Raw genomic sequence first — 17,679 nt, forward strand, 5'->3', positions numbered from 1 at the left:
ACAGCGACCTTTCAGTGTGTGGGAGCGACCGGGCGGGGCGGGTAGGCCCGTTGCGGCAGGATCGGAATCAGGATCAGCAGGGCGCAGGCCAGGCCGGCCATCGCCAGCAGCACATCGGCGTTGCCCAGCACCTGGGCCTGTTGGCGGGCCTGTTCGGCCAGGTGCTGCCAGTGCGCGCCGGAGTCGGCGTCCGGTTGCAGGCCGGCGATCTGTTGCAGGCGCAGTTCGACGGCCTGGGACGCATTGCCCAGGTGATCCACCAGGCGGTTGGAGTGGTAGTGCTCGCGGGCGGTGCCGAGGGCGCCGATCACCGCGGTGGCGACTACCCCGGAGAAGCCACGGACGGTGTTGAACCAGGCCGAGGCGAAGGGTCCCTCGATGGGCGCGATGACGCTGGTGGAGAGCATCAGCAGCGGAATCACCGCCATCGGCTGGCCGACCACCAGTAACAGCATCGGCAGGTAGAAGTCCTCGCGCACCCAGTCCGCCGTCAGTTGGCTGAAGCTCAGGCAGGCACCGGCGCACAGGCACAGGCCGCAGGCCAGCACCCAGCGGCAGTCGACCCGCGGGATGTTGCAGAGGGCCGCCACCAGCGGCAGCGCGACGAGCTGCGGAAGAGCCACCAGCAACACCATGGGTACGCTCTGCAGGGGGCGGTAGCCGCGGATTTCGGCGAGGAATTCGGTCGGCACGCCCATGCTCGCGCCGAGCACCACCAGCACGCCGGCCAGGGTGATCAGGGCGAAGGTCAGGTTGCGCCGCTTCAGCAACTGCAGGCGGAAGAACGGCAGCGGGTGGCTCCATTCGTTGACCAGGAACAGCCCCAGCAGGAGGCTGCCGCTGCCCAGCAGCAGGCAGATCAGCGGCGACTCGAACCAGTCCAGGCGTTCGCCTTGCAGCAGACCGATCACCAGGGCGCAGATCGCCGGGAAACCGGTGAGCAGGCCGATGCCGTCGAACTGGCGGAAGCGTTCCAGGCGCACCGGGTCCTGGGGCAGACCATGGGACACCGCGGCCATCGCCACCAGGCACAGCGGAATGACCTGCCAGAACACCCACTGCCAGCCGACGTATTCGAACCAGAACGCCGCCAGCGGCAGGCCCAGGTTGGGCCCGAAGGTCGCGGTGAGGGCATAGGCGCCCAGGCCGTAGAGCTTTATCCCCGGCGGCAGGAAGCGTAGCGCCACGGTCATCAGCATCGGCGGCAGGCAGCCGGCCATCAACCCTTGCAGGGTGCGCAGGACCAGCAGGCTCTCGAGGTTCGGCGCGAACGGACAGAGCAGGGCCAGCAGGGCGAAGCCGCCGATGGCGAAGAGCGTGAAGCGGCGCAGGGAAAAGGTCACCGAACACCAGGGCGCGAATGCCATGGCGGCGACCTGGGTGGCTTCGTAGAGCACGGTCAGCCAGGTGCCTTCGTCATGGCCGATGGCGAGTGCGCCGCGCACATCGGTCATGGCGATCTCGGTGACATGACCATTGAGACCGGCGGTGAGCGAGGCGAGCAGCACGCCGAGCAGGCCGACCACGATGCGCGCGCCGAAAGGCTGGGCGGCGGGGGCGGCGGGGGCTGCGGTTGGCGTCGGCTGGCCGAGCGGGGTGGCGAGCGAAGTCATCGCGACCTCGCTACGGCGAGGGTGGGGAAGCAAGACATGGGCGGAAACTCTTCTGATTTCCGCCGCAGTCTAGGAGCGTCCCGGTAGTGTGAAAATTGAAATGATCGAAATGAATCAGTGCATTCCACGCATCTATATCAGTTGGAGCCCAGCAGCGGATGGGGATCGTTCTGCACTTCCTCGCAAAGCCGCTTGACCGTTTGCCGGAACCAGCGGTGCGCGGGATCGTTGTCGAAGCGTGGATGCCAGGCCTGGACCACCATCACGGTCTTCAATGGCACCGGGATGTCGAACTGGCGCAGGCCCAGGCCCAGTCGGTTGGCCCGCCACAGGGAGTGCTCGGCGATCGGCAACAGCAGGTCGGAACCGGGCAGGGCGAAGATCGCCGAGTGGAAGGTTGCGCAGACCAGCTTGACCTGGCGGGTCACCCCCAGCTCTCCCAGGGCTTGGTCCAGCGGGCCGTGGTGGAGTCCGCGGCGCGAGACGCTGATGTGGGGGAAGGCGGCGAAGCGCTGCGGGGTGATGTCGCCGTCGAAGATCGGATGCCCCTGGCGGGCCAGGCCGACGAAGCGGGTGGTGAGCAGTTGCTGGGTCTTGACCTCGGGCTCCATCCAGGACGAGGCGCCGATGTAGAGGTCGATGCGGTTCTGCCGCAGGGCTTCGTCGTCTATGTCCGATTCCGGGGCGAAGCGCAGGGTACAGCGTGGCGCTTCCTTGCTGAAGATTTCCAGTATGCGGGTGGCCAGACCGCCGACCAGGGTGTTGTTGGAACGCAGGGTGAAGCAGCGCTCCAGCTTGTCCAGTTGGATGGTCTCGCGGGTGTTGAACAGGTCGCGGGCCTGGTCCACCAGCTGCCGGACCTGCTCCTGCAGTTCCAGGGCGCGGGGCGTGGGCACCAGCTTGCGGCCGGCGCGGACCATGATCGGGTCGCCTACCGCCTCGCGGATCCGCGACAGGGTACGGCTCATCGCCGGTGGGCTGAGGTGCATGCGGCGCGCGGCTCCGACCACGCTGCCCTCTTCGAGAAGAACGTTGAGGGCGACCAGGAGATTCATATCGGGAAGATGCATGGAGTGGAAGTATAAGCACCCTTGAGTGCGCAAGGTGCAGTCTTTCGTTCTCCCAGACGTGCGTTCGCTGCATTGCTGGATTGCGTCCGCGATGCCTTTACGCGCGCCGGTGGCTACCGAAGAATGCCGGTGTACGCCCTGTCCGAGGATTTGCCGATGTTCCATACACTCCTGGTCGCCATCGACGGCGGCCCGCAGACCCGTCGCATTGCCGAGCTGGCGCGGCAGGCCGCCGCGCCGGGCGCGAGGGTCCACCTGCTGTGCGCGGTGGACGCCGGCTATGCGTTGCCGGGCCGGCCGACGCTGCTCGACTATCCGCCCGCCGCGCACGAGTGCGAAGAGGCCCGGCAGGTGCTCGATGAGGCCCGTGCGCTGCTAGCCGGGTGCGAGCTGGAGGTACAGGCCGAGCTACGCGCCGGCGACCCGGTGCAGGTGATCCTGGGCGAGGCGCGGCGCCTGGGCTGTGAGCTGATCGTCATCGGCCATCGGCACTTGGGACGGCTGGAGCGCCTGCTCGATCCTTCGGTCGGCGACCGGGTGATCCGCGAGGCGCCGTGTCCGGTGCTGGTGGAAGTGCGTGAGGAAGATGCGCAGGGGAGTTGACCTGCCGGCCGATTGTCGCCACCTTGCGGGTTTTTCCACGAATGCGGAGGGCAGGATGCAGGCGGATTTTTGGCACGCCCGCTGGGCGAACAACCAGATCGGCTTCCACCTGGACGAGATCAATCCCTACCTGATGCGCCACCTGTCGCGGCTGCGACTGCAAGCGGGCGAACAGATCCTGGTGCCGTTGTGCGGCAAGACCCTGGACCTGGCCTGGCTGGCCGCCCAGGGGCTGGAGGTGCTGGGGGTGGAGCTTTCGGAAAAGGCCGTGAGCGACTTCTTCGAGGAGCACGACCTGCGCCCCGAGATCGATCAACTGGGTGGTTTCCGCCGCTACCGGGTCGCCGGCATCACCCTGCTGCAGGGTGATTTCTTCGCCTTGCAGGCAGAGCACCTGGCGCAGTGCAGGGCGTTCTACGACCGCGCCGCGCTGATCGCCCTGCCGCCGGAGATGCGCGAGCGCTATGCCGGGCATCTCCAGTCGGTCCTGCCGACGCGCAGCCTCGGCTTGCTGGTCACCATCGACTACCCGCAGGCGGAGATGGCCGGTCCGCCGTTCGCCGTGCCCGACGAGGAGGTGCGTGGCTACTACGCTGGCGGTTGGCGGATCGAGGAACTGGAGCGCGGCGACGTGCTCGGCGTCAACTGGAAATTCCTCGAGCGCGGGGTGTCCTGGCTGGACGAGGCCGTCTACCTGCTGGAGAGAGGCTGAAACGGGGCGCCGCGCGGCGCCCCGTCCATTTTCAGCGGAGTTCGTCGACCAGCACCGCAAGGGTGCTCAGGACGTCCTGGCCGAGCCGCTTGGAGCGGGCGCCGGACCAGCCGGTCCCGGGCTCCGGGTTGTCGTCGTGGTCCTTGAACGGCATCTCGATGGTGAACGCCAGGCAGTCGTAGGTCTGCCCGACGAAGTTGCAGGCCAGCGCCAGGTTGGCCTGGCCCGGCGCACTGCGTGGGTAGCCATGGCGGATCTGGAATTCGCCGCGCGCCATCAGTTCCTCGCGGAAGCGTTGCTCGAGCCGTTCCAGGCGGGGCGTATAGCCCGGGTTGCCCTCGCAGCCGGCGGCGAATACGTGGGGGATTTCCTCGTCGCCGTGGATGTCGAGGAACAGGTCGACGCCATGGCGCTTCATCTCCTGCTGGACGAACCAGACTTCCGGGCTGCGCTCGGCGCTCGGCTCCAGCCAGGCCCGGTTGAGATCCTGGCCGGCGGCGTTGGTGCGCAGGTTGCCGTGGAACGCGCCGTCCGGGTTCATGTTCGGCACCAGGTACAGGTCGGCCTTTTCCAGCAGGCGCTGCATTTCCGTGTCGTCCGGCCGCTGCAGGCGCTCGATCAGGCCTTCCATGAACCATTCGGCCATGTGCTCGCCGGGATGCTGCTGGGCGATGACCCACAGCTTCAGGTGGCTGTCGGGATGGCGCCTGACCCGCAGCAATTCGATGTCGCGGCCTTGCACGCTGGTGCCGACGGCGAGCTGTTCGACGCCCTCGATGCCGAGCGCACGTTCGACCAGGCGGGTATGCCGTTCGCGGCTGTAGGGCTCGAAGTAGGCGAAGCGGACTTCGCTTTCCTCCGGTTCCAGCTGGAAATGCAGGCCGTCGGCGTCGTATTGCGACGGTACGCGGAACCAGCGTTCGCCATCGTACGAGGCGACTGCCTGGTAGCCGCTCCAGGCATGGCTGTAGGCCGACTGGCCGGCGTTGACCAGGGTGAAGCGGTGCTCGGTGGCGGCAGCCATGCCCTCGACCTTGAAGTGGAACCACTGGAAATGCTGGCTGGCCAGGTCGGGACGGATCGCCAGGCGGATCCGGCGGGGATCGCTGGCATCGATGACCTGGATGTTGCCGCTGTCGAAATCGGCGCGGATCTGCATGGGAACCTCATCGGGCGAAATCACGGACCCGCATGTTCCGGGGCTGGCCCGCGGCTGTCAAAGCGACCATGGATAGGTGGCTTTCCCGGGCATAAAAAAAGGGCGACCGATGGTCGCCCTGTCCCAAGTGTGAAAGCGGATCAGCGTGCGCTGGCGCGCAGCGCTTCGATACGATCTTCCAGCGGCGGGTGGCTCATCAGCAGGCCGGCCAGGCCGTGCTTGAGGCCGCCATTGATGCCGAAGGCGTTCAGGGTGTCGGGCATCTGCACTGGCACGCCCTGTTCCGAACGCAGGCGTTGCAGCGCGGCGATCATCGCGCCGGTGCCGGCCAGGTGGGCGCCGGCGGCGTCGGCGCGGAACTCGCGGCGGCGCGAGAACCACATGACGATGATGCTGGCGAGGATGCCGAGCACCAGTTCGGCGAAGATGGTCGCGACGAAGTAGCCGATGCCCGGGCCGTCCTCGTTCTTCAGGATCGCCTTGTCGACGAAGTTGCCGAAGATTCGCGCGAAGAACATCACGAAGGTGTTCACCACGCCCTGGATCAACGCCAGGGTGACCATGTCGCCGTTGGCGACGTGGCCGATCTCGTGGGCGAGGACGGCTTTCACCTCATCGGGCGAGAAACGTTCGAGCAAGCCCTGGCTGACCGCGACCAGCGCGTCGTTCTTGTTCCAGCCGGTGGCGAAGGCGTTGGCCTCGTAGGCGGGGAAGATGCCGACCTCCGGCATCTTGATGCCGGCCTCGCGGGACAGCTCTTCGACGGTCTGCAGCAGCCACTGTTCGTGACGGGTGCGCGGCTGGCTGATGACTTCGGTACCGGTGCTCATCTTCGCCATCCACTTGGAGATGAACAGCGAGACCAGCGAACCGGCGAAACCGAACACGGCGCAGAAGACCAGCAGGCTGCCGTAATTCTGGCCGGTGAAGCGGTCCACCCCGAGCAGTTTCAGGGTGATGCTGGCAATCACCAGGACTGCCAGGTTGGTGGCCAGGAACAACAGGATGCGCATCATGGTGTAAAGCTTCTCCTCACGGCTGAAGGCACGGAGCGCGGTTCGCAGGCCGCCGGGGCGGGCGAACGGGCTCCTGATAATCATGCGGGGTTATATAAGGGGCGGTCCATGGCGATTCAATCGAGGGACTATTTCAAACTGTGTCGCCTTGCGCGCCCAGGTTGCCCTCGAACAGCAGGCGGGTTAGCCCGGCCAGGCGTTCGCCGTCGCCCTGCGCCAGCGCCTGGCGCAACTGGTTGGCCAGGCTGGCCTGTTCGCGGCGCACGCTGGCCGGCGCCTCGGCCAGCGCCGCCGCGGCCCGGGGGACGATACGGGTAAGTCTTAGGAAAGCCTTTTCGCTGAGCACCGCCTGGTCGAGAGCCTCGTAATGAATGGTGCTGGCGAAGCGCAGGTAGCCTTCCTCGGCGAGCCAGAGCAGCGCGCCCAGACAACTTTGGTGACGTTTGCTCGGCAGGCCGAACTCGTCCGGCGCCTCGCGGCCGATCAGGTCTTCGACGTAGAGCGCGGTCTTGCGCGGAAACGCCTGGTAGAGAAGCAGGAGGCCGCCAGCGGCGTCCTTGTGGAAGTCGTCGATCTGCAGGTCCATGGATGGGTCGCCGGGCAGGGCGGCGCCAGTGGCGCCGCGGGAGCGGGGGGGTTACTGCTGGTAGCCCTTGAGGAAGCTGCCGATGCGCAGGATCGCCTGCTCCAGGTCGTCGACGCGGGGCAGGGTGACCACCCGGAAGTGGTCGGGCCACGGCCAGTTGAAGGCGGTGCCCTGGACGATCAGCAGTTTTTCCGAGAGCAGCAGGTCGAGGACGAACTTCTCGTCGTTGTGGATCGGGCAGACCTTCGGGTCGATCCGCGGGAAGGCGTACAGCGCGCCCATCGGCTTCACGCAGCTGACCCCGGGGATGTCGTTGAGCAGTTCCCAGGCGCGGTTGCGCTGCTCCAGCAGGCGTCCCGGCGGCAGGACCAGATCGTTGATGCTCTGGTAGCCGCCCAGGGCGGTCTGGATCGCGTGCTGCGCCGGGACGTTGGCGCACAGGCGCATGTTGGCGAGGATGTCGAGACCTTCGATATAGCTCTGTGCCCGCTGCTTGGGCCCGGAGATCGCCACCCAGCCGGAGCGGAAGCCGGCCACCCGGTAGGATTTGGACAGGCCGTTGAAGGTCAGGCAGAGCACGTCCGGCGCCAGCGAGGCGGTGGAGACGTGGACGGCGCCGTCGTAGAGGATCTTGTCGTAGATCTCGTCGGAGAACAGCACCAGGTTGTGCTGGCGGGCCAGCTCGACCATGCCTTCCAGCACTTCCCTGGAATACACCGCGCCGGTGGGGTTGTTCGGGTTGATGATCACCATCGCCCTGGTGTTCGGCGTGATTTTAGCCTTGATGTCTTCCAGGTCCGGCCACCAGTTGGCCTGCTCGTCGCACAGGTAGTGCACCGGCTTGCCGCCGGCGAGGCTGACCGCGGCGGTCCACAGCGGGTAGTCGGGAGCGGGGATCAGCACCTCGTCGCCGTTGTTCAGCAGCGCCTGCATGGACATCACGATCAGTTCCGACACGCCGTTGCCGAGGTAGATGTCCTCGATGCCGACGCCTTCCACCTGCTTCTGCTGGTAATACTGCATCACTGCCTTGCGCGCGCTGAACAGGCCCTTGGAGTCGCTGTAGCCCTGGGCGGTCGGCAGGTTGCGGATGACGTCCTGGAGGATTTCCTCGGGAGCTTCGAAACCGAACGGCGCCGGGTTGCCGATATTCAGCTTGAGGATGCGGTGACCCTCTTCCTCTAGGCGTTTGGCGTGCTTGAGCACCGGCCCGCGAATGTCATAGCAGACGTTGGCGAGCTTGTTCGATTTGCTGACCTGCATGATGTGTCGAGTCCCGAAGTGAGCGAACACCGTGGAACAGGCTGCGAAAAGCCCGCTGGATCGCGGCTTGGCAGGCTGTAACGCGGATGACAGACTGGCGTCTATAAGGAGCACGCATGATACGTGCGGCCCGTCCCCCGGAAAAGGGAGCGCCGGGCATTTTTCAGATCGCGAGGTAGAGCCGATGAGCAAGATCGACAAACCCCTGGACTCCTGGCGCGAGGAGTTGACCGAAGAGCAGTTCCACATCTGTCGCCTGGGCGGTACCGAACGCGCCTTCAGTGGCGAATACCACGCCACCAAGACCCCCGGGATCTATCATTGCACCTGCTGCGGCACGGCGTTGTTCGACTCCGACGCCAAGTACGACTCCGGCAGCGGTTGGCCGAGCTATTTCCAGCCGGTGGACGCCGAGGCGGTCCGCGAACTGGACGACTTCAGCCATGGCATGCACCGCATCGAAGTCCGCTGCGGCCGCTGCGATGCCCACCTGGGGCACGTCTTCCCGGATGGCCCCCGGCCCACCGGGTTGCGTTACTGCATCAACTCGGCCTCGCTGAAGCTGGTGCCGCGGGAGAGCTAGAGAGCGACGACCCGTCTTTGGTTCGGGTCGTTTTTCATTCAATCAAGTTGTGTGCAATTGAATTGCGAGCTACTTTGTTTCGAGACCCACCCTCAACAAGGAAGACAAGCCATGAGCGATTCGCTGCTGAGCATTCCCTGCACCACCATCAAGGGCGAACAGAAGACCCTGGCCGATTTCGGCGGCAAGGCGTTGCTGGTGGTGAACACCGCCAGCAAGTGTGGCTTCACCCCGCAGTACCAGGGGCTGGAGGCCTTGTGGGAAAAATACCGTGAGCGCGGACTGGTGGTGCTCGGCTTCCCCTGCAATCAGTTCGGCAAGCAGGAACCGGGCGACGAGGGCGAGATTTCGCAGTTCTGCGAGCTGAACTACGGGGTGAGCTTCCCGCTGTTCAGGAAGATCGAGGTCAACGGCGCCGACGCCCACCCGTTGTTCGTCAGCCTGAAGAAGCGCGCACCGGGCCTGCTCGGTAGCCAGGGCATCAAGTGGAACTTCACCAAGTTCCTGATCGGCCGCGATGGCCAGGTGGTGAAGCGCTACGCGCCGACCACCAAGCCGGAGGAGCTGAGTTCGGCGATCGAGGCGCTGCTTGAATGAGCACCCGGGGAAAAGTCGCCAGACCGGATGGCGTCGAAGAATCGCTGCTGCTCGACAACCAGCTGTGTTTCAAGCTGTACGCCGCCTCGCGCGCAGTGATCCGCGGCTATCGGCCGCTGCTCGAACAGATCGGCCTGACCTATCCGCAGTACCTGGTCATGCTGGTGCTCTGGGAGTGGCATGCGAGCCCGCCGGAGCAGCCGACGGTGAAGGCCCTGGGCGACCGCCTGCTGCTCGACTCGGGAACCCTGACGCCGTTGCTCAAGCGCCTCGAACAGCTCGGCCTGGTGGATCGCCGTCGCGCCAGCCACGATGAGCGGGAGGTGCACCTGGCGCTGACGGTGCCAGGGATCACCTTGCGCGAACGGGTCATTCCGCTGCGCCAGCAACTGATCTGCAGCACTGGTTTCGACCTCAACGAGATGTTCGACCTGCACCAGCGCCTGGGCGGGTTGCTGTCGCGTTTTCGCCTGGTGGTGGGAGGCTAGCCGTCGTCGCGAGACCGGCTAGTCGCCCGCGGTGAGCGGGCACCAGCGGTCGAGGATGGCCTTCAGTTCGTCGCGGTGGAAGGGCTTGGCCAGGTAGTCGTCCATGCCGGCGGCACGACAACGTTCGCGCTCGTCCGGCAGGGCGTTGGCGGTCAGCGCGATGATCGGCAGGCCGCCCCAGCGTCCGCTGTCGCGGATCTGCCGGGTCGCTTCGTAGCCGTCCATCACCGGCATGTTGCAGTCCATCAGGACCAGGTCGATGGGATGCTCCTCCAGCATCTTCAGGGCATTCAGCCCGTGTTCGGCGATCCATACCTGGCAGCCGAGCTTGTGCAGCAGGCCCTTGGCGACCAACTGGTTGACCGGGTTGTCCTCTACCAGCAGGACCCGGGTGTTGCGCTGTTCTCCCGCGGTGTCCGAGGCGCTCGACGGGGCTATGGCGGTGTGTTCGAGCACGTGTTTCAGGGCCTGGTACAACTGGTTGCGACTCAGCGGCCTGGCCAGTTGGCGCAACGGCGACAGGCGGCGGGCCAGCTCCGGTTCGAGGAAACTGCCGTAGGCGGTGACCAGCAGGATCGGCGTACCGATGCTCGGACGCAGTCCCATCAGGCAGTCCGGGCAATCCGATATCAGTACGTCGAGCGAGTGGCCGAGCAGGCTGTCGTCGGTCTCCAGACGCTTGTACTCCAGGCTCCAGCGCGGCAGCCAGGTTTGCAGCAGCTGCGCCAGCCCGCTGTTGGCCGAGCATTGCGCGATCACCCGGCCGCGCAGCGGCAGCGCCTGTAGCGGAGGGCTGACCGGCGCCAGCGGCAGGCCGACGCTGAACAGGCTGCCCAGGCCGACCGTCGACTCCACCGTCAGTTCGCCCTGCATGGCCTCGCACAGCTTGCGCGTGAGGGCCAGGCCGAGGCCGGTGCCGCCGTATTGGCGGGTGATACCCGCGTCGGCCTGGGTGAACGGTTGGAAGATGCGATCCAGCGCCTCCTGGGCGATGCCGATGCCGGTGTCGCGCACACTGATGCGCACACCCTCGGCGGTGGCTTCCACGCGAACGTCGACCCGCCCCAGGCGGGTGAACTTCAGCGCGTTGGACAGCAGGTTGCTGACGACCTGGCGAATCCGCGTCGGGTCGCCGGAAACCTGGGCGGGCAGGGTGGGGTCGACCAGGCAGGTCAACTCCACGCCGGCCGCGGCGTTCTGCGAGAGGAGGCTGGCGGTGTCTTCCACCAGGACGCCCAGGTCGAACGGGATCTGTTCCAGGACCAGTTGCCCGGCCTCGAACTTGGAGAGGTCGAGCACGTCGTTGAGCAATTCCACCAGTACCTTGCCGGAGTCGTGGGCGATCGACAGCTGTTGGCGCTGTTCCGGGGTGAGCGGGCCGTCGAGGCTCAGCGAGAGCATGCCGAGCAGGCCGTTCAGCGGGGTGCGGATCTCGTGGCTCATGTTGGCCAGGAAGCTGGCGCGGGCCTGGGCCATGTCGAGAGCGGTCTGGCGGGCTTCTTCGAGTTCCTGGTTGGACAGCGTCAGGCGCGCGTTGGCGGCCTTCAGCTCGGCGGTACGGGCGGCGACGATGCTTTCCAGCTCCTCCAGGTACTGGGTCAGGCGGTTCTCCGCCTCCCGGCGCTGTTCGATCTCTACCGAGATGCGCCCGAGCTGGCGGTTGATGACTTCCACCAGCACGCCGATCTCGTCGCGTTCGTGGCCCTTGGGGCAGGGCAGGCGCATGCGTGCCGGCGAGCGTGGATCGTGTCCGCTGAGGGCCTGGATCAGGCTGACCAGGGGCTTGGTCAGCAGGGTGTAGAAGAGCACCAGCAGGATCAGCGACAGCAGCAGGCTGCGCACGAAGCCGGAGAGCAGGGTGATGCCGGCGCGACGGAGGAAGTCGTTGCCGAACACGAAGGTGTCGATTTCCAGCTGCAGTACGCCGAGGGCCTCGCCCGGCGCATGGTCGACATGCAACGGGTCCTCGTAGACCCGCTTGTGGCCGAAGAGGAAGTCGCTGAGCGGCCGCAGGCGGCTTTCGGCGGGTTCGCGCGAGGCGCTGGCCAGCGGCAGGCCGGAGGTGTCGATGATTTCCGCGCGGACCACGGCGGGCGAACGCAGCAGGCCGAGGACCAGCTCCTGGGCCAGCTCCGCATCGATGTTGTAGGCGATTCGCGCGGCGGGGTTGTGGCTGACGTCCAGCAGCGCGCGCACTTCGCGATTGATGGATGCGTCCTGGCTGGCATAATCGACGCCAACCTGAATCAGGCTGAGCAGGGTTCCCAGGATAAAGGCCACCAGCACGGTGAGGCTGGCCTGTTTGAACGACAGGCGATGGGTCAGCGCTATATCCATGGGGGCGGGGATCAGCCTTGGCGAGGTTCTGCCGCCTAGCATAGCCCATCCCGACCGTCTGTCGGGGTTCCTGGGCGCAACCGATGATCGATCCGTGACGTCAGTCCGATCCGAGGAGAACAGAGTGGATTCCCGATTGAGCGATTTTCTTGCCCGCGCCGAAAGCGTGCTCGCGCGCCTGGAGCCGCTGCTGCCGGCCGTACGCGAAGCCGTCGACTGGGAGCGCAGCCTGGCGGCGCGCTGGCACCGCGACGGCCGCAGTGGCTACCTGCAGCCGCTGGAGGTCAGCCTCGACCTGCGCCTGGCCGACCTGCTGGGCGTAGAGCGGCAGCGCGAGCAACTGGAACGCAACACCCGCCAGTTCGTCGCCGGCCAGCCGGCCAACCACGCGTTGCTCTGGGGGGCCCGCGGGACCGGCAAGTCCTCTCTGGTTCGTGCGCTGCTGGCCGAGCTGGCCGGCGCCGGGCTGCGCCTGATCGAGATCGAGCGCGACCACCTGGCCGACCTGCCGCGCGTGGTCGAGCAACTGCAAGGCCTGCCGCAGCGCTTCGTGCTGTTCTGCGACGACCTCTCGTTCGATGCCGGGGAAGGCGACTACCGGGTACTCAAGAGCGTGCTCGACGGCTCGCTGGAGCAGGCGCCGGACAATGTGCTGCTCTACGCCACCTCCAACCGCCGGCACCTGGTTTCGGAGAAGCAGAGCGACAACGAGAACTGGAAGATGGTGGACGGCGAGCTGCATCCCAACGAAGCGGTGGAGGACAAGATCGCCTTGTCCGACCGTTTCGGCCTGTGGCTGTCGTTCTATCCCTTCACCCAGGAGCATTTCCTCAGCGTGGTTCGCCACTGGGTGGACGTGCTCGCGGAGAAGGCCGGGCTGGCCTGGAGCTGGAGCGAGGAGCTGGAGAAGGAAGCGATCCGCTGGGCGCTTGGCCGCGGCAACCGCAACGGCCGTTGCGCCTATCAGTTCTCCCGCTACTGGGTGGGCAAGCAACTGCTGGAGCGCCAGGTATGATCGATCTGCAGCAATCTGGCGCCGGGCTGGCCGGCTACGCCCTGCTGGCGGCGCAGGCCGAGGCGCTATTCGCCGACGAGCGTGATTTCATCGCCAACGCCGCGCAGTTCTCCGCCTTTCTCTTCCATGAGCTGGGCGACCTGAACTGGGCCGGCTTCTATCTGAACCGCAACGAGGAACTGGTCCTGGGACCGTTCCAGGGCAAGGTCGCCTGCGTCCGCATTCCCTTCTCCAAGGGCGTCTGCGGCGCCGCGGCGCGTACCCGGCTGACCCAGCGGGTCGACGACGTCCACGCGTTTCCCGGCCACATCGCCTGCGACAGCGCTTCCAGCAGCGAACTGGTGGTGCCCCTGCTCAAGGACGGCCGCCTGGTCGCTGTGCTCGATCTGGACAGCCCGAGCGTGGGACGCTTCAGCGCCGAGGACCAGGCCGGGATCGAAGGCCTGGTGGAGATATTCCTGCGCCTGACGGACTGCTGAGCGACGCGTTCAGGCTTTCGCTGCGAGCTTGTCGAGGGTCCGTCGTTCCCCCGGCAGCAGCGCTTGCATCGCCGGGCGTTCGAGCATCCGCGCGAAATGCGCGGCGAGGGCCGGCCAGCGTTGCTCGTCCAGGTTTTCGCCGGCGTGACGCAGGTTGACCAACTGGCTGGCGATCGCCAGGTCGGCGAGGGTCAGTCGCTCGCCGACGAAGAAGGCCCGGCCGTCGAGATGGTTTTCCAGGTAATCGAAGTGCGCTGGCAGCTTTTCCTCCAGCGCGCGACGCACGTCGTTCTCCTCGCAGGCCTGGCCCATCGCCGGCTTGAGTATCCGGTTGCGGAAGATCGTCAGCGTGGCCAGGGGAGCGATCTCGTAGTCGGCGTATTTTTCCAGCCAGCGCACCGCTGCGCGGCCGGCGGGGGCGTCGCCCTGGAGATTCGGCGGTTCGGGATAGCGTTCTTCCAGGTACTGGCAGATCACGCTGGAGTCGGCGAGGGCCAGGTCGCCGTCGCGTAACGCCGGGATGCGGCCCAGCGGACTGATCTCGCGGTACCAGGCCGGCTGGCCGAACGGGGCGATCGCTTCCAACTGGTAGTCGAGGCCCTTTTCGGCCAGGAGCAGGCGGACCTTGCGGACGAACGGAGACAGCGGGGCTCCGTAGAGTGTCAGGCTCATAACGATTTCCTCGGTCGATATGAACCTGGGTTATAGCACGGCTGCCGTGGGCAGGCCGGAATCAGTCGTAGACGTTCTTCTTCTTCCACAGGTCGTCTGCATCGAGGGCCTTCAATCCCTCGTTGAGTTCGCTGGGCTCCTCGCTCGCCGGCTGGCTGTTGTTCAGCACCATCGCGTTGGCGCGGGCCAGCTGCGCTTCCATCTGCTGCAGCTCCGCCTGGTAGCGCGCCAGCTCGGGCTGCTTGCGCAGGTACTGGGCGCCGCGCTCGAAGGCCAGGCGCGCCTGGCGCGGTTCGTTCTGCTGCAGGGCCTGCTGGCCGAGATTGCCGAAGAACTCGATATGCAGGCGCACCAGGAGGTGGCGAATCTCCTTGACCCAGATCTGCGCCTCGCTGCGCGGCAGGTGGCCGTCCTGGGTGAAACGGGTGAGCTGGGCATGCAGGGCTTCGAAGAGGAAGCGGACTTCCTTGGCCTTGTCCTCGGTCAGGATCGCCTGGGGCGGATTGCGCACCGGGATCGACTCGCCCTTGGCGACCAGCGCGCGCAACTCTTCTATGCGAGCCTTGAGCCCGGCATCGGCTTTCTTCTCCAGCGCCAGTTGCTGCTCGCTGAGGCTGAGCTCGATCTGGCTCATCAACAGCTTCAGAGACGGGCTGACGAACTGGCCGGGAAGGCTCTCGGAAATCTGCGCGCAGCGCCGGACCCGGTCGTTGAGTTCGGCTTTCAGGCGCGCTTTCTCCAGCTTGCTGTTTTCCACCACGTGGTTGATATAGCCAATGGCGATTAGGAGGGCGATCCCGCCGATGATGAGGGCGGTAATGAGGAGTGGCGACACCTTGGGACTCCGCTGTAAGAATTTTCTCAGTCTAATGTCTTGGTGCTACCACTGATAGCAGCAGCTCATTATTTGCACAGAAGTCTTTGATTTAAAAAAATTTTCTCAGAAGGGTTGACGCCTCCCCGGACGCTCCATAAAATGCGCGCCACTTCCAGCGTGAAGCCAAACGCGAAACACTGGAAGCCGGAAAGATCTGTTGTAAGTTCCGGGCCGCGTCCCCTTCGTCTAGTGGCCTAGGACACCGCCCTTTCACGGCGGTAACAGGGGTTCGAGTCCCCTAGGGGACGCCATTGCGGGAATAGCTCAGTTGGTAGAGCACGACCTTGCCAAGGTCGGGGTCGCGAGTTCGAGTCTCGTTTCCCGCTCCAAATTCTAAAACCTGGCTTCGGCGGGGTTGGTGAAAGTTAGGCGTCAAAGGTTCGGTTTCGGCCGAACGGGCAACAAGTTGTAACGCGGGAATAGCTCAGTTGGTAGAGCACGACCTTGCCAAGGTCGGGGTCGCGAGTTCGAGTCTCGTTTCCCGCTCCAAACATGATCCAGGTTTCGGCCTGGGTCGAAGAGAAAAGGGCCTTCGGGCCCTTTTTTCGTTTCTGCGATCCGCACCGCCCTGGTGCTTTTCCCGATTCCCCCCATGTTCCCCTCGGCAGGCCGCTGTCCCGCCGCATCTGCTCGCTCGATCGTCGAGACGAAAAAGGCCACTCGTGGAGTGGCCTTCTCTGGTGTAGCGACGGCGGCGATCAGGGCAGCGCTTTGAGCACCGTCAGCAGGCTGGTGAGGTTGTCGGCCACGCCCAGCTGGCCGATCTTCTCGGTGGCGCCGCCGGCGGCGCTGGTATCCAGACTGTAGATCTGCATCACGCCCATGTTGGAAGCGGCCAGGGCCAGGGCGTTCTGCTGTTGCTGGGCAGCTACCGAATTCTCGAACAGGATGCCGGTGGAGTGGGCCATGGTCTGGAAGATCGAACCCAGCGCCATGGCCGGGGCTTCACCGATCACCTTGACGTTGGACTGGGTGACGGCATCGGTGATCTGGTTGTTTACTGCGGTCGGGAAGCTCATGGTGATTCTCCTGAATCATTGCGAAGGATGTACGGCGATTGCTTGGACCCGGCGGGTCAGGCTCAGGTGAAGGATTTCAGTACGGTCAGCAGGCTGGTGAGGTTGTCGGCCACGCCCAACTGGCCGACTTTCTCGGTGGCTCCGGCATCGGCGGCGGTGTCGAGGCTGTAGATCTGCATCACGCCCATGTTGGAGGCGGCCAGGGCCAGGGCGTTCTGCTGTTGCTGGGCGCTCACCGCGTTCTCGAAGAGAATCCCGGTGGAGTGGGCCATGGTCTGGTAGATGGTGCCCAGCGCCATGGCTGGCGCCTCACCGACGACCTTGACGTTGGACTGGGTGACGGCATCGGTGATCTGGTCGTTGACTGCGGTCGGAAAACTCATGATGTGACTCCCTGTGAGTGAACGGCACGGCTCATGTCGTGCTGTCTTGATGAACGCTCCAGCCAGGGAGTTGTGAATCCGTCGGCGCCAGGCCTGGCGGGCGGCGAAAATGCAAGCGCCCCGCGAGGCGGGGCGCTTGTCGGTGCGGTCTCATGCGGCGGGCGGGTCGGGCTTGTCCGGCGGCGGTGCGGACGTGTTGTGGTTGCTCTGGTTGAAGATGGCGATAGCGTTCTCCAGTTGCTGCTTGAGCGAGCCGAAGTTCTGCTCGAAGCACAGGCGTACCTCGCTCTTCACTAGGTTGGCCAGGCGGTCGGCAATCTGCGACATCACCAACTGGTTGGCGCTTGCCTGGCCGCTCTGCAGGTGGCCGGGACGCAGTTCGGCCAGGCTGCCGGCGGCATTGACCGCCTCGAGAATCGCCTGCTCGCCGCTGTCCTGGGCGCGGAGGGCCTGGGTCGAGGCCTGCTGGACGTTTTGCAGGATCTGGCGGATGGAGCCTTCGGAACGCTGCCGGCCGTTCTCGATCACCTGTTCGGCCTGCTGTCGCGCGTGCACGGCCGGATCGCTGCTGGCGTCGTTGCCGAGGCCGAGCTGGAACTGTCTCAACTGCTCGTGTTCTTCGCTGGTGAGGGGGCGTTTCAGCCAGCGTTGCGCCAGCTGGACCAGATTCCTTCCCAATTCTTCCGAGATCGACATGCGCGGACTCCTCTGCGATGGACGCGCGGTGCGCGGGGTGTCGTGGCGAGGCTTCAGTACTGCTGCGTGCCGTCCGCCGAGGGGGCCTGCGCGCTGCCGCCGGTATCGCCGGGGTAGGCGGCGGCAGCGGCCTGCAGGGTGCTGTAGGCGGTGCTCAACTGCACCGCCAACTGTCCGAGGCTGGCCGGGTCGTCCACGCTGTCTCCCTGGGACAGGGCCTGGAGCCAGCCTTGCAGGCATTCGGTGAGGAGTGCCTTGACCTGGGTGACGAGGGTTTCGAGTTCTTCCTTCATGACGCTTCTCCTGGGGTAGGTGCTCATCCGAGCAGTTTCAGCACGGCCAAGAGCTTGGCCGCATCGCTGTCCGATATTTCCAGCAGACGCTTTCCGCTCGCCGGTCCGCTGGGGTGCGGTTGGTCCCGTGCCTCCTCGCTGGCGTCCGGCGAGCGCTGCGCCGGGCGGTCCGCGGCGGCGAGCGCGCGGCGTCTGATGTAGCGTGCGTAGGCGCTCAT

21 protein-coding genes and 3 tRNA genes are annotated in these 17,679 nt (G+C 65.7%); 10 read left to right on the top strand and 14 right to left on the bottom strand.

Annotated elements, in window-relative coordinates; translation table 11 throughout:
• Window positions 1-11: 11 nt before the first annotated feature.
• A complete protein-coding gene (locus tag AC4OR5_RS05675) occupies window positions 12-1,613 on the bottom strand; it encodes an MFS transporter (protein WP_023125673.1) in 1,602 nt (533 codons plus the stop codon).
• 137 nt (window positions 1,614-1,750) lie between these two features.
• Window positions 1,751-2,683 (bottom strand): LysR family transcriptional regulator, encoded by a 933-nt coding sequence (locus tag AC4OR5_RS05680; protein ID WP_003090919.1) that lies wholly within the window; start codon window positions 2,681-2,683, stop codon window positions 1,751-1,753.
• Window positions 2,684-2,839: 156 nt separating this feature from the next.
• Between AC4OR5_RS05680 and AC4OR5_RS05685 the strand changes: the two genes are divergently transcribed.
• Complete coding sequence (locus AC4OR5_RS05685) at window positions 2,840-3,286, top strand: universal stress protein (RefSeq protein ID WP_023097433.1); 447 nt, start codon at window positions 2,840-2,842, stop codon at window positions 3,284-3,286.
• A gap of 55 nt (window positions 3,287-3,341) precedes the next feature.
• Complete coding sequence (locus AC4OR5_RS05690) at window positions 3,342-3,998, top strand: thiopurine S-methyltransferase (RefSeq protein ID WP_058160194.1); 657 nt, start codon at window positions 3,342-3,344, stop codon at window positions 3,996-3,998.
• A gap of 31 nt (window positions 3,999-4,029) precedes the next feature.
• On the opposite strand, the gene AC4OR5_RS05695 is transcribed toward AC4OR5_RS05690, so the two are convergent.
• The 4 genes from AC4OR5_RS05695 to AC4OR5_RS05710 form a co-directional block, all read right to left on the bottom strand.
• Window positions 4,030-5,157: a M14 family metallopeptidase gene (locus AC4OR5_RS05695; RefSeq protein WP_023106278.1), complete on the bottom strand. Its 1,128-nt coding sequence runs from the start codon at window positions 5,155-5,157 to the stop codon at window positions 4,030-4,032.
• Window positions 5,158-5,297: 140 nt separating this feature from the next.
• Window positions 5,298-6,173 (bottom strand): protease HtpX, encoded by an 876-nt coding sequence (htpX, locus tag AC4OR5_RS05700; protein ID WP_003090915.1) that lies wholly within the window; start codon window positions 6,171-6,173, stop codon window positions 5,298-5,300.
• A 133-nt stretch (window positions 6,174-6,306) separates the two neighbouring features.
• The gene (locus AC4OR5_RS05705) at window positions 6,307-6,759 is read right to left on the bottom strand and encodes a hypothetical protein (protein ID WP_033942456.1); all 453 of its coding nucleotides are present in this window, start codon (window positions 6,757-6,759) and stop codon (window positions 6,307-6,309) included.
• 51 nt (window positions 6,760-6,810) lie between these two features.
• Window positions 6,811-8,022, bottom strand: a complete 1,212-nt coding sequence (locus AC4OR5_RS05710; protein ID WP_003090913.1) for a pyridoxal phosphate-dependent aminotransferase — start codon at window positions 8,020-8,022, stop codon at window positions 6,811-6,813.
• A 184-nt stretch (window positions 8,023-8,206) separates the two neighbouring features.
• On the opposite strand from AC4OR5_RS05710, the gene msrB reads away from it, so the two are divergent.
• From msrB to ospR, 3 genes are all read left to right on the top strand, one after another.
• Window positions 8,207-8,605, top strand: coding sequence for a peptide-methionine (R)-S-oxide reductase MsrB (msrB, locus tag AC4OR5_RS05715; RefSeq protein WP_003090911.1), 399 nt, complete (start codon window positions 8,207-8,209; stop codon window positions 8,603-8,605).
• 111 nt (window positions 8,606-8,716) lie between these two features.
• Window positions 8,717-9,202 carry a glutathione peroxidase gene (locus tag AC4OR5_RS05720; RefSeq protein WP_058160193.1) on the top strand — a complete coding sequence of 162 codons (486 nt, stop codon included), beginning with the start codon at window positions 8,717-8,719 and terminating at the stop codon, window positions 9,200-9,202.
• Window positions 9,199-9,690 (top strand): hydroperoxide stress response transcriptional regulator OspR, encoded by a 492-nt coding sequence (ospR, locus tag AC4OR5_RS05725; protein ID WP_003090908.1) that lies wholly within the window; start codon window positions 9,199-9,201, stop codon window positions 9,688-9,690. The genes AC4OR5_RS05720 and ospR overlap by 4 nt, the downstream gene beginning before the upstream one ends.
• An 18-nt stretch (window positions 9,691-9,708) precedes the next feature.
• Here ospR and sagS read toward each other — a convergent pair whose 3' ends face one another.
• Entirely contained in the window at window positions 9,709-12,069 is a 2,361-nt protein-coding gene (gene sagS, locus AC4OR5_RS05730) for a two-component system sensor histidine kinase/response regulator SagS (RefSeq protein ID WP_058160192.1), read from the bottom strand.
• A gap of 82 nt (window positions 12,070-12,151) precedes the next feature.
• Between sagS and AC4OR5_RS05735 the strand changes: the two genes are divergently transcribed.
• A complete protein-coding gene (locus AC4OR5_RS05735; RefSeq protein WP_023095428.1) occupies window positions 12,152-13,042 on the top strand; it encodes an ATP-binding protein in 891 nt (296 codons plus the stop codon).
• Complete coding sequence (locus AC4OR5_RS05740; protein WP_003090905.1) at window positions 13,039-13,521, top strand: GAF domain-containing protein; 483 nt, start codon at window positions 13,039-13,041, stop codon at window positions 13,519-13,521. Before AC4OR5_RS05735 ends, AC4OR5_RS05740 begins: the two co-directional genes overlap by 4 nt.
• Window positions 13,522-13,530: 9 nt before the next feature.
• Here the strand turns inward: AC4OR5_RS05740 and AC4OR5_RS05745 are convergent, their stop codons facing one another.
• Window positions 13,531-14,193 carry a glutathione S-transferase family protein gene (locus AC4OR5_RS05745; protein WP_003098798.1) on the bottom strand — a complete coding sequence of 221 codons (663 nt, stop codon included), beginning with the start codon at window positions 14,191-14,193 and terminating at the stop codon, window positions 13,531-13,533.
• A 61-nt stretch (window positions 14,194-14,254) separates the two neighbouring features.
• The gene (locus tag AC4OR5_RS05750; RefSeq protein ID WP_003090903.1) at window positions 14,255-15,028 is read right to left on the bottom strand and encodes a hypothetical protein; all 774 of its coding nucleotides are present in this window, start codon (window positions 15,026-15,028) and stop codon (window positions 14,255-14,257) included.
• Window positions 15,029-15,245: 217 nt separating this feature from the next.
• Between AC4OR5_RS05750 and AC4OR5_RS05755 the strand changes: the two genes are divergently transcribed.
• From AC4OR5_RS05755 to AC4OR5_RS05765, 3 genes are all read left to right on the top strand, one after another.
• Window positions 15,246-15,321 (top strand) — tRNA-Glu (locus AC4OR5_RS05755).
• Between the two features lie 2 nt (window positions 15,322-15,323).
• A tRNA-Gly gene (locus tag AC4OR5_RS05760) sits at window positions 15,324-15,399 on the top strand.
• 84 nt (window positions 15,400-15,483) lie between these two features.
• A tRNA-Gly gene (locus AC4OR5_RS05765) sits at window positions 15,484-15,559 on the top strand.
• Window positions 15,560-15,768: 209 nt separating this feature from the next.
• Here AC4OR5_RS05765 and AC4OR5_RS05770 read toward each other — a convergent pair.
• The 5 genes from AC4OR5_RS05770 to AC4OR5_RS05790 form a co-directional block, all read right to left on the bottom strand.
• On the bottom strand, window positions 15,769-16,089 hold the full coding sequence (locus tag AC4OR5_RS05770) for a RebB family R body protein (RefSeq protein ID WP_003108983.1): 321 nt from the start codon (window positions 16,087-16,089) through the stop codon (window positions 15,769-15,771).
• Window positions 16,090-16,151: 62 nt separating this feature from the next.
• Window positions 16,152-16,472: a RebB family R body protein gene (locus tag AC4OR5_RS05775; protein WP_003108980.1), complete on the bottom strand. Its 321-nt coding sequence runs from the start codon at window positions 16,470-16,472 to the stop codon at window positions 16,152-16,154.
• 150 nt (window positions 16,473-16,622) lie between these two features.
• Complete coding sequence (locus tag AC4OR5_RS05780; protein WP_003090901.1) at window positions 16,623-17,168, bottom strand: hypothetical protein; 546 nt, start codon at window positions 17,166-17,168, stop codon at window positions 16,623-16,625.
• 53 nt (window positions 17,169-17,221) lie between these two features.
• Window positions 17,222-17,461 (bottom strand): hypothetical protein, encoded by a 240-nt coding sequence (locus AC4OR5_RS05785; RefSeq protein WP_003116567.1) that lies wholly within the window; start codon window positions 17,459-17,461, stop codon window positions 17,222-17,224.
• A gap of 23 nt (window positions 17,462-17,484) precedes the next feature.
• The gene (locus AC4OR5_RS05790) at window positions 17,485-17,679 is read right to left on the bottom strand and encodes a hypothetical protein (protein WP_015502724.1); all 195 of its coding nucleotides are present in this window, start codon (window positions 17,677-17,679) and stop codon (window positions 17,485-17,487) included.

The sequence above is a fragment of the Pseudomonas sp. YA1 genome (assembly GCF_058680555.1).